The sequence below is a fragment of the Embleya sp. NPDC025285 genome (genome assembly GCF_055558835.1).
Genome location: NZ_JBVHLU010000068.1, coordinates 47,186 through 61,883, shown reverse-complemented (window position 1 = coordinate 61,883; position 14,698 = coordinate 47,186). Strand labels below are relative to the sequence as shown.

Below are 14,698 nucleotides of genomic sequence, written 5' to 3'. Positions count from 1 at the left end.
AGGCCCTGCTTTCATGCGCTCTCAGCGCCGAGACCACTCCAACGAGAACCCAAGTCCTATAACCCGACGCCAAGTTCGGTATGACAACGGCTTCTCACTCGCACACGCAACGGGCGGGCGGGTGGGCACCACTACCAAGCCGAGTGCTTTGTGAGCGCAGCCGGTGAACGTGGGTCGGGTGGTCCCATCAGGGCCATGTGGCCGCGAGCATGGTCAGCGGGTGCCGATTGCGGCTCGGACCGCTCGGCGGACCATGCCGCAATCGTCGTGGAGGCGGCGGAGGAGGCGGCGTTGGTCTTCGGCGACGGGGCCCACGTCGTTGAGGCGGATTTCGCGGACGAGGACCAGCATGAGGTTGACCAGGAACGCGTCGCGGGAGAGGGAGCCGGATTGTTGGGCGGTCTGGATGATCTGGCGGCGGGTCATCGGGTCGCGGGCCAGGAGGGTCCACAGGACGGCCAGGTCGTAGCCGGGCAGGTGGTAGCCGGAGGACTCCCAGTCGACCAGCGCCGCGCCCTGGGCGGTGAGCAGGATGTTGGACAGGACCGCGTCGCCGTGGCAGAACTGCGCGGGCACCCGGCTGAGGCCGCGCAGGAGTTGGGCCAGGTCGCCGGCGTCGCGGTCGGTGAGCAGGCCGAGTTTGTGGTAGCGGTCGACGCGGGCCGGGTAGTCGAAGGCGAGCGGGAAGGACCCGGGCGGGGGCTTCCATCGGTTGAGCGTGGTGAACGCGTTGAGGACCGCGCGGACGTCGGCGCGGGCCATCGCGGTGCTCGGGTGGCGTTCGTTGGCGGCCGGTCGGCCGGCCACGTGTTCCATCACCAGGATGCGGCGCTCGGGGTCGGCGGCGATCAGGCGGGGGACCCGCACGGGCGGTCGTTGGCGGGTGAAGGTGCGGTACGCGTTGACCTCGTGTCGGAATCGCTGGAGCCAGTGCGGCGAGGGGTCGGTCAGGTACTTCACCACCACCGGGCCGCGACCGACCGAGCCGGACAGGAGCAGGGAGCGCGGTGTTCTCCGCAACACCGCGCCCGCGGTGAAGCCGGGACAGACTCGGGCCGCGATCGTGGCCACCGCCTCCGGACCCTGCTGCGCCATGCGAGATGCTCCCGGGCCCGCTCCACCGGCGGCCCCGGCCGTGCCGGTCGCGACCGCGGCGTTGGCCGCGACCACGGTGTTCGTCGACGCCACCGTGCCGGGCGCCGAACCACCGGATGGGGAACGCCTGTTCGGACCGGGGGTGACCGGCCGGGAGGTCGCGGAACCGGGCGTGGTCGGGCGGCCGGGGGTGGTGGACGTCGTGGATGACATGTAAACCTTCCTGCGCTGCCGAGGGGCGGATCCGGCCGCGCGACGGGTGGGGGCCCACGTGCCGGATCCACCATCCACAACACTCCGAGAACCGGGTGGTGATCCACGTGGCGGACCCTGGCGAACCATGGCGAATCGGAGCCGGCTGCTCCGGACCGGGCTAGCCTCGGTCCGGCAGGCGACCTCGTACAGGACGCTTTTCGAGCCACGGTCCCCACATCAACGGGCGGTTTGCAATGCGCCGGGAACCCAATACCAAACTGGTCGACCTCTTCGCCCTGACCGGGTGGTCCAAGGGCGAACTCGCCCGACTGGTCAACCGCCGGGCCGCCGCGATGGGCCATCCCCAGCTTGCCACGGACACCTCCAGGGTCCGGCGCTGGCTGGAGGACGGTGAGCGCCCGAGGGATCCGGTACCCCGGGTTCTGGCGGCCCTGTTCACCGAGCGGCTCGGGCGTGTCGTCACCTCCGAGGACCTCGGCCTGACCGGTCGCCCCCGGCACAACGCGCAGGTGGTCCAGGAGGACCTGCCGTGGAGCACCGAGCGCACGGTGACCGCGCTGACCGAGTTCACCGGCATGGACCTGATGCTCAACCGGCACGGCTTCGCCGGCAGCGGGTTCGCACTCGTCGCGGGGCCGGCCCTGGTGGCCAATTTCGATCGCTGGCTCACCCCCGGACCGGGCCTGCCCCACCCGCGCGGCGCGCCGGCCGACCCGGTCTCGTACGGGCTCGCCGACGCGGGTCCGATCGGGGCCGAGGAGGTGACCGCGCTGGAGAACGCGGTCACGGTGTTCCGGACCTGGGACGCCGATCGCGGTGGTGGTCTGCAACGCAAGGCGGTGATCGGGCAGTTGAACGAGGTCGGCAATCTGCTGACCTATCCCAATCCGCTGCCGGTCACCCGTCGGCTGTGGAACGTGGCGGCCAACCTGGCCGCGCTGGCCGGCTGGATGTCGCACGACATCGGGCTGGATCCGACCGCGCAGAACTACTTCGTGATCGCGGCGCACGCGGCCCGGGAGGCGGGCGACCTGCCGCGGGCGGCCGAGGCGCTCTCCCGCGCGGCCCGGCAGATGGTGCACCTGGAGCGCCCGGCGGACGCGCTCGCGCTGATCGAGTTGGCGCAGCGTACGGCGGGCGATCGGGCGGGAGCGACCACACGCGCGATGTTCCACACCGTGGAGGCGTGGGCGCAGGCGGCGCTCGGGCGGGCCGCGGACTGCCGGCGCACCCTGGGTCGGGCCGAGGCCGAGTTCGGCCGGTCGCGCCCGGACGAGGATCCGGACTGGGTGGCCTTCTTCGACTCGGCCGATCTGCACGGCATGCAGGCGCTGGTGTACCGCACGCTCGCCGAGGTGGATCCCACCGCGGCCGGTCGTGCCCAGGAACACGCGGAGCGGGCACTGGAGTTGCGTGCTCGCGGGCACGAACGCTCCAAGACCTTCGATTTGATCTCGCTGGCCTCCGCCTGTTTGTTGGATGGCCAACCCGACCGGGGTGCCCACCAGGCGCGTCTCGCGGTCCACGCCGCCGGCGAGGTCAGCTCGAAACGCACGTGGGACCGCCTGGAGGTACTGCGCAGACTCACGGACCGGTATCGGGACGTGCCGGAGGTGCGTGTCTTCCGCGAGGAACTCGCCGAAGGCTCCTGACGCCCGGGATCGGCAACGGGTGGGCACAAAACCCCGAGCCCAAGCGCAGCGCTACCGCACGCACACCGCCATCACGCACGCGTCGTCCTCGTAGCGGGTGTGGCCCAGGCGGCTCAGCACCACGTCCACGCATGTCCTGGCGTCCGCGCCGAGTACTCGGGGGCCCAGGCCGAGGAGGGCGCGGACCGCCTCCTCGGTGCCGCGCCCGCGTCGCTCGACCAAGCCGTCGGTGAAGATCAACAGCACGTCGCCGGGGAGTAGTTCGACCCGGTCCTCGACGAACTCGGGCTCGTCGAGCGCACCCAGCAACACGCCGAAGGGTGCCGACAGTGCCCGTCCCACGCCGTCGCGGTACAGCAGCGGCGGCGGGTGGCCGCCCTGGGCCCAGGTCAACACTCGCCGTTCCGGGTCGAATCGCGCGCACACCGCGGTCGCCACCTTGTCCGCCGGCAGGGTGTGCACCACGATCCGGTTCAGCGCGGTCAGCATCGCGGCGGGTCCGGCCCCCGTCATCGCCACCCCCTGCAACGCCCCGCGCAGTGTGGTCATCCCGGACGCCGCGGCGACCCCGTGCCCGGACATGTCGCCGACCGCGAGCAACACGTCGCCGCTCGGCAGCGCGAGCGCGTCATACCAGTCGCCGCCGACCTTCGAGTCCTGCTCGGCCGGGAAGTACCGGGTGGCCACCTCGATGCCGGGCAGGCTGATCGGCCGGGTCCACCACGGCATCACCACGCGCTGCAACTCGGCGGCGATCCGGTGCTCGGAGCGCACCAGTCGGCGCTGGGCCAGCAACTGCGCCCGGGCCTCCGTCAACGCCTGCTGGGTGCGCCGCAGTTCGGTGATATCGCGGAGCAACACCCAGACCGCGTATGGGGTTCCGTCCGCGCCGAGCACCGGTTCGCCGACGAACTGGACCGACACCCGGCTGCCGTCGGCGCGCACGATCCGGAACTCGCCCTCGGTGCCGTTCGCCTGTTCGAGCAGTTCGCGCAGCAGGTCCGTGACGAACGCCCGATCCTCGGCCGCCGCGTGGTCGGGCAACTCGGCCAGCGGCAGCGGGCCGAGCGCGCGGTCTCGGCCGAAGAGCGCGTACATCTCGTCGGACCAGCGCACGTCGTCGCGATCGAGATGCCACTCGGCGCTGGCCACCGGTCCCGAACCCGGCGCCGGCGGTACGGCCGTGCGGCGCTGCTCGGGCAACAGCCCGTGCGGGTCCGGCTCGACGAACAACCGGCGCAGGTGCCGCCACGGCAGTACCGCGTCCTCGACGTCACCGAGCGCGAACGGCGCGGTGGGCCCGACGTCCGGCGGCCGGACCGAGCTGCGCGCCGGAGTGCTGGCCGCCAGGCCCGGATCGTCGGCCTGGCGGTGCTCGGGATCGTCGGTGTCCAGGCTCAATCGGGCCAGATACTCCGCCGTCCGACCGAGGCTGCCCGCGAGCAGATCGCACACCATGCCCCGGCGGTGCGCGTCCTCGATCGCCGCCGCGTCCTCGCCCGAACCGCCGCCGGCAGCACCCGGGCGCGGGTCGAAACCACCGCGCAGAGCCTCGAGTTCGGCCCGCATTCGGTCGATGTGCGCGAGCCATTGCGCCGGGTCCACCACGAGGGGTGCGTCCACGGGGTGTTCGGGCCGTTCGCGCATCCGCTCGCGCTCCTCCGGACATGACGAGGCAGGGTGCAATGACTGTCGCACATCAAAGGCCCGGACGCGGATGAAACCACGGTAACCATGATGCTTGTGGCAGATTGCCCATTTCCGGTGTCCGGAGATGGCGAAAGGGGCTCGATCGCGACCGCGATCGAGCCCCTCACCAGCTTTGACGAGCAAAACCCGACGCGGTTCGACGGTCTTCGAACAACGCGTGGGGGAACGGCGGTCAGCCGAGTTCGTTGCCCAGGATGGAGATGAAGGAGACCATCTCGCCCGGATAGCCGCCGAGGTTGTGGGTCAGCGCGAGCTTGCGACCGTCCGCCGGGATCCGTCGATCCGCCGGTGCCTCGCCGCGCAGTTGTAGCCAGGCCTCGAACATCATCCGCAGTCCGGATGCGCCGACCGGGTGACCGAAGCTCTTCAGCCCGCCGTCCGGGTTGACCGGCAACCGGCCGTCCAGATCGAAGGCACCTGCCAGGACGTCCTTCCACGCGGTCCCGCGATCGGCGAACTGCAGATCCTCCATCAGCACCAGTTCGGTCGGCGTGAAACAGTCGTGCACCTCGGCCATCGCGAGCTCCTCGCGCGGGTTGCCCACGCCGGCCTGACGGTACGCGTCCTGCGCGCACGCGGCGATCTCCCGGAACGTGGTGTAGTCGTACTCCGGGTCGATCACCCCCGAGCCGTTGCCCGCCACCAGCGACAGCGCCTTGATGTACAGCGGCTTGTCCGTGTACAGGTGTGCGTCCTCGGCCCGGACCACGATCGCCGCCGCCGCGCCGTCGGCGACGCCCGCGCAGTCGAACACGCCGAGTTGGCCCGCGAGTTTGGGCATCGCGGAGATCTTCTCCGGCGCGATCTCCTTGCGGAACTGCGCGCGCGGATTGCGCGCGCCGTTGTAGTGGTTCTTCGACGCGATGTGCGACAGCACGTCGCGCATCTCCGCCTCGGACACGCCGTACTTGTCGCCGTACGCGGGCACCACCATCGAGAACATCGCCGCCGCGGTGAGCGTGCGGGCGGTCCCGTCGCCGGGGATCGGGAACGCGTTCAGCCCCTGGAAGCCGCCGTCCTTGACCTTCTCCACGCCGACCGCCATGGCCATGTCGTACGCGCCGGACGCGACCGCGTACGCGGCCTGGCGCAGCGCGTCGGACCCGGTCGCGCACATGTTCTCCACGCGGGTGACCGGCTTGCCCTGCAGTTGCAGCGGCTTGGCCAGGGTCAGTCCGGACATGCCCGACTGCGCGGTGCCCAGCCAGTACGCGTCGACCTGTTCCTGCGCCACGCCGGCGTTCGCGAACGCCTCGGTGGTCGCCTCGATCAACAGGTCGTCGGTGCCCTTGTCCCAGTGCTCGACGAAGGGGGTGCAACCCATCCCGATGATGGCGACGCGGTCCTTGATGCCGTGCGATCCCATGCCTATGCCTCCTCGGCGGCTCGGGCGGTCCGCACGGGGCGGGCCTTCCAGAAGTAGTTGTGGATGCCGTCGGCGGTGCCCAGCCGGCGGAAGGTCGGCTCGACCCGGTCGCCGATGGCCACCTCGGTCGCGTCCATGTCGGTCAGCTCGATCGGCAACCGGCCGCCCACCCGTCGCCCACCACCCTCGTCGGACGTCGTTTCGCCCCCCGCGGGGTCGTCGAAGTCCACGACCGCGAACACCACCGGCGGGCTGGGCGAGTAGGCCATCCGGTCCACGGTGAACGTCTTGACCGTGCCGAGCACGTCGGCGGTGGGCACCGGCTCCATGTCGTCCACGTTGCCACCGGTCATCGACACCCGTTGCGGCGGCAGGTGTACGGCGCCGCTCTCGCGATCGCGCGAGCCGACGAAGCCGTACTTCCACTCCACCGAGCGCACGGCGGCCGAGGACGAGGTGCGGGCGGGCTCGGGTCGGCGCGGCGGTTCGACCGGGAGCAGCCCGCGCCACGCGAGGTACTTGCCGTACGGCAGCGGCGCGCCGCCGGCGATCTGCTCGGCGACCGTGCGGGTGGGCCGGTAGGCCGCGAGCGCGTCGGTGGTGCGGAACAGGAACACGTCGGCGCCGTCGGACAGCACGACCAGCGCGACGACCGCGCCCGGCTCGGAGCGCTCCAGCGTCGCGCTCAGCAGCAGTCCCGGGTGCGCCGCGCCGGTGTTGCCCACGGTGCTCGCGAGGTCGTCGCCCAGGACACCCTCGCGCACCCCGAGCCTGCGGCCCAGCCCGGCGACCGCGCGGCCGTGCAGGCCGGCGATCACCGCGTGGTCGACCTGGTCGGCGGTCAGCCCGGTCGCCTTGAGCGCGTCGGTCCAGGCCTGCCGACCGGCGGCGAGGTAGTTGTTCTCGCCGAACTTCTCCTCCCACAACTTCGAACGCACATCGCCCGGAGTGCGCCAGCGGTCGACGAACTCGGCCGTGGCGGACGCGCCGCCGAGATACTCGGCCAGCACCGGGCCGTCGGCGGGGGAGCCGACCAGCAGCGCGGCCGCACCGTCGCCGCCGGCCGCCTCGTCGCCGCTGCCGGGCAGGCCGACCCGGATGTCGGCACCGACCACGAGCGAGCTGCCGGCGCCGTCCAGCGCGAGCCGGAGCAGACCGGCCGCCGAGCGCACCGAGCCGGTGGCGTCCATCGCGGGCACCGAACCGTCTAGGCGCAGCGCGGCGTGCATCACGGTCGCGTTGGTGCGGTCCGCGTACGCGGGTGCCACCGTGGCGAACAGCAGCGCGCGCGGGCGGATCCCGGGCGTCGCGCGCAGCGTGTTGCGGGCGGCCTCGACGCCCAGCGTGGTGGTGTCCTCGTCGAAGGAGGCGACCGTGCGGGTGCCCTTGCCGCCGCCGGTGCCGGCCACGGCGGCGATGCTCTTGCGGTCGAGGCGCCGGTAGGGGAGATAGGCCCCGTACCCGAGGATGCCGCGTCCCGTCGAAACTGCGGTTCCGTCAGTCGTCATTTCTCCGCTTCCGCCTCGTTCCACTTGGGGTTCGTCGCGTTGTCGCGTGGCTGCCCGTCGCTGCGGGCCGCCGTGCGGGATGGGTTGGGGGAGTACGTGCTCGGCTAGGGGGTCTCCAAGCCGATCGCGCCGTCGGCCGCGAGGCGGTCTATCTCCGCGCGGGACAGGCCCAGTTCGGCCCCGAGCACCTCGGCGGTGTGCTCGCCGACCCAGGGCACCCGGGTCTCGGGGCCCTCGGCGACCCGGGAGAGCTTGACCGGGTTGCCCGGCGACAGGACCGGCGCCGGGTCGCCGTCGGTGCGCTCCATCTCGACGATCATGTTGCGATTGCGCACGTGCTCGTCCTCGATCACGTCGCCGGGGTTGTAGACCGGGCCGGACGCGACGCCCACTCCGCTCAGCGCCGCACACGCCTGCAACCGGGACTTGTCCGCCGCCCATTCCTCGATGCCCGGGCGCAGGATGTCCTCGATGTGGTCGAACCACTCCTGCGGGCCGCTCAGACGCGGATCGCTCTTCCACTCCGGCTTGCCGACCAGGTCGGCGAGCGCCTCGAACATGTGCGGGCGCGCGCACTGGATCAGGAAGTAGCCGTCGAAGGCCCGGAACGAGTGGTTGATCAGCGGCGCGAGGCCGGGGTCCTTCAGTCCCATCGACCAGTAGCTGATCCCCGCGTCGTTGAGCGCGACCATGGCGTCGAACATGGAGATGTCCACGTACTGACCGACGCCGGTGGCGTCCCGATGGCGCAGCGCGGCCAATACGCCGATCACCGCGAACAGCGCCGAGCCCGAATCGCCGAGCGCGCCGAGCGGGGACACCACCGGCGCGGTGTTCGGGTCGCGCTTGAAGTCGTACAGACCGGCCATGCCCTCGGCGACCGGGGCGTACGCGGGCCAGGACGCGTACGGCGACTCGGTGGTGTTGCCGAAGCCGGACACGGAGAGGTAGATCGCGCGCGGGTTGACGGCGGCGATGTCCTCGAAGCCCAGGCCGAGCCGGCCGGCCGTACCGGGCTTGAAGTTCTCGCAGACGATGTCCGCCTTCTCGGCCAGGCGCAGCACTATCTCGCGGCCCTCGGGGTGCTTCAGGTCGACCGTGACGCTGCGCTTGCCGAGGTTGTTGCGCAGGAAGGTGACGCCGACGCGGCGGCCGAGCGGGTCGGTCATCATCGGCAGCGCGGCGCGCCCGGACTCGCCGACGCCCGGCGACTCGATCTTGATGACCTCCGCGCCCAGTCGGGCGAGCATCTGCGTGGCGTAGGGGAGCGCCTGCATCTGTTCGATGGCAAGGACCCGGATCCCGTCGAGCGGCTTTCCGAAGCGTTGCAGGTCCGCGCCTGCCACCTCTCCCACGCGCATGGTCACTCACTCCCTGTTGTGCGGTCGTACGTGTGCCGCGCGGTCGACCGGCCGGCCGAACCTGCTGCAGCCGTGATGCCCGGGACCCGGCGGGACACCCGTCGGGTACCTCGCACGAGCGCCCAATAGTCGCGAGACAGGCACCTCGTCACCATAGCTGACGGACAGTCAGATGAGCATGGGTCCAGTTCCGTGCCGCTCGTCACGCGGGCCGGGAGATGGGGGTGGGGGCGGATCGGGAGGGCTTTCGCGGGAGGGGGCGGGGTCGTTCGAAGGGTGATGGGCGGGCGAGTCATCGGCTTGTCGATTTTCCGGCGCACCGACATGTCCATTACGGTGCGTGCATGACCGATGACGCATTGATTCGTGACGCGGAGGTGGCCGCCCGTGCCCTCCTTGACCGGCGCATCGAACTGATCCGCGAACTGGCCACGTCGGCGGCCGAGTTGGAACCGCTGCTCAAGGCCGCCGCCGAGGGCGAACAGCGCGCGCTCAAGGCGTGGGCGGACGCGTTGGCGGGTGGCTGGACGCCGGATGAACTGCGCAAGTTGGGCTACCGCGAGCCGGACAAGCGTCCGGGGGCCAAGAAGGCCGGGCCGAAGCGGGCCGGCGGGGCCACTCCGGTGGCGGGTCGGGCGGACGTCGGCACGGGTACGGGCGAGGCGGGCGGAAGCGCGGGCCCGGACGAGTCGGATGCGGCTGCTGTGAGTCGTGGTGCGGCCGACGTCGCCGATGCGGTCGATGACGCGCACCTCGCGGAGGCGGGTGCGGAGTGCATGCCCGAGGGGCTGCTCGGCGCGGACGGTGCGCCCACGCCGGGCGCGGGTGGGGGCGCGGATGTGCACGCGGGTGTGGATTCGGGCGTCGGTCCGGGCGGGGAGGGTGCGCTCGACCCCTCCGCCGCGGCACGCCCCGGCGCGTCGCCGGTGCCGCAGCCCGGGCCGCGTTCGGGGCCGAAGGCGGGCGTGACACCGGCAGTCGGTCCCGGCGCTCAGCCGTCCGCGCCGGCCGCCGAGACCATCGAGCGGTCGGCCGACCGGCCCGACGCGGCACCCGCCGAGGCGGCCGTCGCCCGATAGCGGGTCCGCCGGGCGGCCCCGCCCGGTTGCCGCCGTCCCGGGCGACGGCCCGTTGGTCTGCCCGCTTCGGAGGCGACAGGGCCGCGATCGTCGAGCGGGGATGGTCGAGCGGGGATGGCCGGTTCGACGGGACGCGCTCCCGAGAATCCCCGGGGCCACGGGACGTGCTCCCGAGATCCCCTGGGCCGCGGCCTTGCCCGGGCGTTGGTCGGGCCTCGGCCGCTGAGGCGCGAATCGGGCGCGGTGGTGAAGGGCGCTATTGTTGGTTGAGCCATGCAGTTAACGCGTGGCGAGCGACAAGGGGGGCGGTCATCGATACCGCGACGACACCGTGTGACGGGCCGACAGCCGGCCGCGCACCCGACGAACTGGGACGCGAACTCGCGCGTCTCATGCGGCTCTCGGCCGCCGCCAAGGCGCGCAACCGCGCCGAGGGCGGCCCCGTGCCCGACGGGGGAGACCGGCTGCTGCTGGCCTACCTCGCCCTCGAGGGACCCCGCCGGGTGACCGACCTGGCCGCGATGACCTACCTGGACGTGTCCACGGTCAGCCGGCAGATCGCCTCTCTGGTCCAGCGCGGGCTGGTCGAACGCCGCCCGGACCCCAACGACGGTCGCGGCACCCTGCTCGCGGTGACCGACGCCGGCAACCAGGCGTTCGAGATCTACCGCGCCCGCCGGCAGACCGAACTGGACCGGGTCACCCGCGACTGGTCCGCCGAGGAGCGCCGAACGCTCGTGCACCTCCTCGGCCGCTTCAACGACGATCTCGAACGCGACCAGGCACCCACGCGCGACGCCGCGCCCGGTGCCCCGGAAGGCACTACCGCATGACCGAGCCGCAACCGCAGTCCGGCCCGCAACAGGCCGTGAGCGAAGGCGCCCTGAGCCACCGTCAGATCATGACGATCCTGTACGGCCTGATGGCCGGCATGTTCCTGGCCGCGCTGGACCAGACGATCGTCTCGACCGCGATCCGGACCATCTCCGACGACCTGCACGGCCTCAGCCAACAGGCGTGGGCGACCACCGCGTACCTCATCACGTCGACCATCGCCACGCCGCTGTACGGCAAGCTGTCCGACCTGTACGGTCGCCGCCCGTTCTACCTCGCGGCCATCACGATCTTCGTGGTCGGATCCGCGGCGTGCACGTTCTCCACGTCGATGTACGAACTCGCCGGGTTCCGCGCCCTCCAGGGCCTGGGCGCGGGCGGTCTGATGTCGCTCGCCTTCGCGATCATCGGCGACGTCGTCCCGCCACGCGAACGCGCCCGCTACCAGGGCTACTTCCTGGCCGTCTTCGGCACCTCGAGCGTGCTGGGCCCGCTGGTCGGCGGGTTCTTCGCCGGGCAGGGCGAGATCCTCGGCATCGCGGGCTGGCGCTGGGTGTTCCTGGTCAACGTGCCGGTCGGCGTGCTCGCCCTGCTGGTCGTCGCCAAGGTGCTGCACATCCCGCACACCCGCCGCCCGCACCGGATCGACTGGTTCGGCGCGATCACCCTGACCCTCGGCGTCGTGCCGCTGCTGATCGTCGCCGAACAGGGCCGCGAATGGGGCTGGGGCTCGGGCACCTCGATCGCCTGCTACCTGATCGGCAGCATCGGCGTGATCACCTGGATCCTGGTCGAGCGCCGGATGGGCGAGGACGCGCTGATCCCGATGCGCCTGTTCGCCGACCGGATCTTCAGCCTCGCGTCGCTGATCGGCGTGATCTTCGGGATGGCCATGTTCGGCGGGTTCATGCTGATCCCGCAGTACTTCCAGATCGTCAAGGGCGCCGGACCCACCGAGGCCGGCCTGCTGATGATCCCGGTGATGGCCGGGATGATGGGCTCGTCCATCCTGTCCGGGCAGATCACCTCCAAGACCGGCCGCTACAAGATCTTCCCGATCCTGGGCACCGGCATCGCGGCGATCGCGATGGCCCTGTTCGCGCTGTACGTCGACACCGAGACGTCGCTGGTGACCACGAGCCTGTTCATGGTCCTGCTCGGCATCGGCCTCGGCCAGTGCATGCAGACGCTGATCCTGGTGGTGCAGAACGCGGTCCCGGCCCGGGACATGGGCGTGGCCACCTCGGCCGCGACCTTCTTCCGGCAGATGGGCGCCACCGCCGGTACCGCGGTGTTCCTGTCCGTGCTGTTCAGCAACGTCTCCGGGGAGATCGCCAAGGCGTTCACCCGGGACGCCCGTACGCCCGAGTTCCAGGCGGCGTTGGCCGATCCCTCGGTGCTCGCCGACCCGGCCAACGGGCCGGTGATCGAGATGGTCCGCAATCCGAACCCCGGCGGCGCGCAGGGTTCCGGCGTGCTCAGCGACTCGTCCTTCATCCAGCACCTGGACCCGCGCCTGGCCGCGCCGTTCAAGGAAGGCTTCTCCGAGGCGATGCAGTTGGTGTTCCTGATCGCCGCATGCGTCATGGCGGTCGCGTTCGTACTGGTCTTCTTCATCAAGGAGGTGCCGCTGCGCACGATGTCCGGCCTCCAGGCGAAGGCCGCGGCGGAGGCGGAGGAACTCGCCGACGCGCAGGCATCGGCGGCGGCATCCGTCGACCCCGCTCGGGACGGCGAGCTCTTGCAGCGGGCCGGCGCCGGGTCGGGAGCCGGTGCGCACGCGGGATCCGAGGTGGGTTCGAGTGTGGCCGCGGGAGCGGATCCGGGCTCGTCCGGCTCGGGTGTCGGAACCGGGGCCGGAAGCGGCAACGGAGCCGGATCGGGCTCGCGGCCGAGCCGTTCGCCGGAGCAGGACGCGCGGCGCGCGGCGGGCCGCCGCTGGCCCGAACGGGACTGACCTCGCGGAGCCGACCACCCGCGCGAACCAACGCGAGGACCCCACCCGACGCGGGGTCTTGGGGCTACCCGCGAAAGCGCGACCCGCACCGGCCGAACGGGACCAACCGCCCGCCCGGCCGGTGGGGGTGCACACATGCGTGCGTGCGCGGGGTCCGGGATCGGCCGGGCGGCGCCCCGGCGCCGGGGCGGATCGCACCGCGCCGCCCGCAGGCCCGTTCGCCCGTCCGCTCGGCCTCCCATCCGATCAGGCGACCCGGGTGACCCGGCGCCGCGCGACCACGCGCCACGCCCACACCGCCGCGCACAGGTTCACCGCGGCCAGCGCCACGAACGTCACCACCGCGGCGTGTGCCGAGGCATGGGCACCCACGCCCGTCGCGGACAGGAAGGTGGTGCCGTACGTGGCCACCCCCAACACCGCGCCGACCTGCATGAGGGTGACCAGTACGCCGCTCGCGTCGCCCGCGTGCTCGGCCCGGACCCGGCCGAGCGCGCTCGCCATCAGCGGCCCGATCACCGCGCCCTGCCCCAGGCCCATCCCGGCCAGCCCGATCGCCAGCGCGAACCCGCCCTCGCGACCCCCGTGCACGGCGGCCGCCATGCCGACGTACGAGACCGACACCAGCGCGAAGCCCAGATAGCCGACATGCGCCCGGATCCGCTCGGGCAGCCGTCCCCACCACAACCCCGAGACCGCGAACCCGATCGCGCACGGCACATAGGTCAAGCCCGCCCGCAGCGGACTGTCACCGAGACCGGATTGCAGGTGCAGCGCGAGCGTGAACAGGAATCCGTTGTAGCTGCCGACCGCGATCAACAGCGCGATCCCGCCGGACAGCAGCCCGGGGGAGCGCAACACCGCCCCCGGCACCAGCGGCGACCCGCCGCGCGCCGCCACCGCCCGCTCGACCAGCGCGAACAGGCCCAACCCGGCGACCCCGGCCGCGAGCAACACCCACCCCCACACCGGCCAACCCTGCTCGTGTCCCATCACCAGCGGCACCACCACCGCGAGCATCGCCGGCGCGAGCACCAGCACGCCCGGCACGTCCAACCGGCCCCACCCCGTCCGCTCGGCGGGATCGGGACGGTCCCCGCCCAGCGCACGCCATCCGACCACCAGCAACAGCACGCCGATCGGCACGTTGACCAGGAACACCGGCCGCCAGCCGGTACCCAGCAGATCCGCGCTCACCAGCACTCCGCCGAGGATCTGTCCGACGACCGCGCCGCCGGCGATCGCGGTCTGGTACAGCCCCATCGCCGCGGTCCGCCGCCGTCCCTCGAACCGCCGCTGGATCAGCGTCAACACCTGCGGCACCAGCAACGCGGCGCCCGCACCCTGAAGACACCGGAACGCCACCAACTCGCCCGTCGAAGTGGCCAGTCCACACGCCAACGACGCGAGTGTGAACAGCCCGAGCCCACCCAGACAGGCCCGGCCGTACCCGAAGATCGCCCCCAGCCGCGATCCGGTGATCAGCAACATCGCGTACGCGATCGTGTAGCCGGCGATCATCCACTGCAATCCGGCCCCCGAGGCGTGCAGGTCCGAACGCATCACCGGGGCCGCGACATTGACGATCGACGCGTCCAGGACCGCCATGAACTGCCCGGCCACCAGCACCACCAGCAACACCGTGCTCGCGGCCCGGTGCCGGACCGCGCCCCGCTCTCCTTCGGTCTCCTCGCTCGTGCCCCCGAGAGCGGTCGCCACCCGCTCCACGTCCCCCTCGCGTCGGGCGTCGCTGCCCGACCGCAGATTCGTATCGGTCATGGCCAAGACTGTGGTCGGTCGCGAATACCCGCACCAGTAGCCCGGTTATCCGGGTATAACCAGGCACCTGGCAATCGACTCCGACCCGAGCACAGGATGGGCGAATGACCGCCCGCCCGCATCTCGATGCCTTCCCCGAAC

Annotated in this window: 11 protein-coding genes; 5 read left to right on the top strand and 6 right to left on the bottom strand. The window is 71.9% G+C overall.

Annotated features, from left to right (window positions below; all coding sequences use genetic code 11):
- Window positions 1–213: 213 nt before the first annotated feature.
- Window positions 214–1,095: a phosphotransferase gene (locus tag ACZ4FV_RS34855; RefSeq protein WP_465324302.1), complete on the bottom strand. Its 882-nt coding sequence runs from the start codon at window positions 1,093–1,095 to the stop codon at window positions 214–216.
- On the opposite strand from ACZ4FV_RS34855, the gene ACZ4FV_RS34850 reads away from it, so the two are divergent.
- Window positions 1,094–1,312, top strand: coding sequence for a hypothetical protein (locus ACZ4FV_RS34850; RefSeq protein ID WP_395872074.1), 219 nt, complete (start codon window positions 1,094–1,096; stop codon window positions 1,310–1,312). The two genes, ACZ4FV_RS34855 and ACZ4FV_RS34850, sit on opposite strands and share 2 nt — an antisense overlap.
- Before the next feature lie 232 nt (window positions 1,313–1,544).
- Window positions 1,545–2,963 (top strand): DNA-binding protein NsdB, encoded by a 1,419-nt coding sequence (locus ACZ4FV_RS34845; protein WP_465324300.1) that lies wholly within the window; start codon window positions 1,545–1,547, stop codon window positions 2,961–2,963.
- A gap of 51 nt (window positions 2,964–3,014) precedes the next feature.
- On the opposite strand, the gene ACZ4FV_RS34840 is transcribed toward ACZ4FV_RS34845, so the two are convergent.
- The 4 genes from ACZ4FV_RS34840 to ACZ4FV_RS34825 form a co-directional block, all read right to left on the bottom strand.
- Window positions 3,015–4,610 carry a PP2C family protein-serine/threonine phosphatase gene (locus ACZ4FV_RS34840; protein WP_465324298.1) on the bottom strand — a complete coding sequence of 532 codons (1,596 nt, stop codon included), beginning with the start codon at window positions 4,608–4,610 and terminating at the stop codon, window positions 3,015–3,017.
- Between the two features lie 235 nt (window positions 4,611–4,845).
- Window positions 4,846–6,039 carry an acetyl-CoA acetyltransferase gene (locus ACZ4FV_RS34835; protein WP_395872066.1) on the bottom strand — a complete coding sequence of 398 codons (1,194 nt, stop codon included), beginning with the start codon at window positions 6,037–6,039 and terminating at the stop codon, window positions 4,846–4,848.
- A gap of 2 nt (window positions 6,040–6,041) precedes the next feature.
- A complete protein-coding gene (locus tag ACZ4FV_RS34830) occupies window positions 6,042–7,547 on the bottom strand; it encodes a hydroxymethylglutaryl-CoA synthase (RefSeq protein WP_402236686.1) in 1,506 nt (501 codons plus the stop codon).
- A 104-nt stretch (window positions 7,548–7,651) separates the two neighbouring features.
- The gene (locus ACZ4FV_RS34825; RefSeq protein WP_402236683.1) at window positions 7,652–8,908 is read right to left on the bottom strand and encodes a CaiB/BaiF CoA transferase family protein; all 1,257 of its coding nucleotides are present in this window, start codon (window positions 8,906–8,908) and stop codon (window positions 7,652–7,654) included.
- Between the two features lie 344 nt (window positions 8,909–9,252).
- On the opposite strand from ACZ4FV_RS34825, the gene ACZ4FV_RS34820 reads away from it, so the two are divergent.
- The 3 genes from ACZ4FV_RS34820 to ACZ4FV_RS34810 all read left to right on the top strand — a co-directional run bounded on the left by ACZ4FV_RS34820 (window position 9,253) and on the right by ACZ4FV_RS34810 (window position 12,778).
- Window positions 9,253–9,987: a hypothetical protein gene (locus tag ACZ4FV_RS34820; protein ID WP_465324295.1), complete on the top strand. Its 735-nt coding sequence runs from the start codon at window positions 9,253–9,255 to the stop codon at window positions 9,985–9,987.
- A gap of 392 nt (window positions 9,988–10,379) precedes the next feature.
- Window positions 10,380–10,820, top strand: a complete 441-nt coding sequence (locus ACZ4FV_RS34815) for a MarR family winged helix-turn-helix transcriptional regulator (protein WP_395872059.1) — start codon at window positions 10,380–10,382, stop codon at window positions 10,818–10,820.
- On the top strand, window positions 10,817–12,778 hold the full coding sequence (locus tag ACZ4FV_RS34810) for an MDR family MFS transporter (RefSeq protein WP_395872057.1): 1,962 nt from the start codon (window positions 10,817–10,819) through the stop codon (window positions 12,776–12,778). The genes ACZ4FV_RS34815 and ACZ4FV_RS34810 overlap by 4 nt, the downstream gene beginning before the upstream one ends.
- 246 nt (window positions 12,779–13,024) lie before the next feature.
- Here ACZ4FV_RS34810 and ACZ4FV_RS34805 read toward each other — a convergent pair whose 3' ends face one another.
- Window positions 13,025–14,557, bottom strand: coding sequence for an MFS transporter (locus tag ACZ4FV_RS34805; protein WP_465324293.1), 1,533 nt, complete (start codon window positions 14,555–14,557; stop codon window positions 13,025–13,027).
- Window positions 14,558–14,698 lie beyond the last annotated feature (141 nt).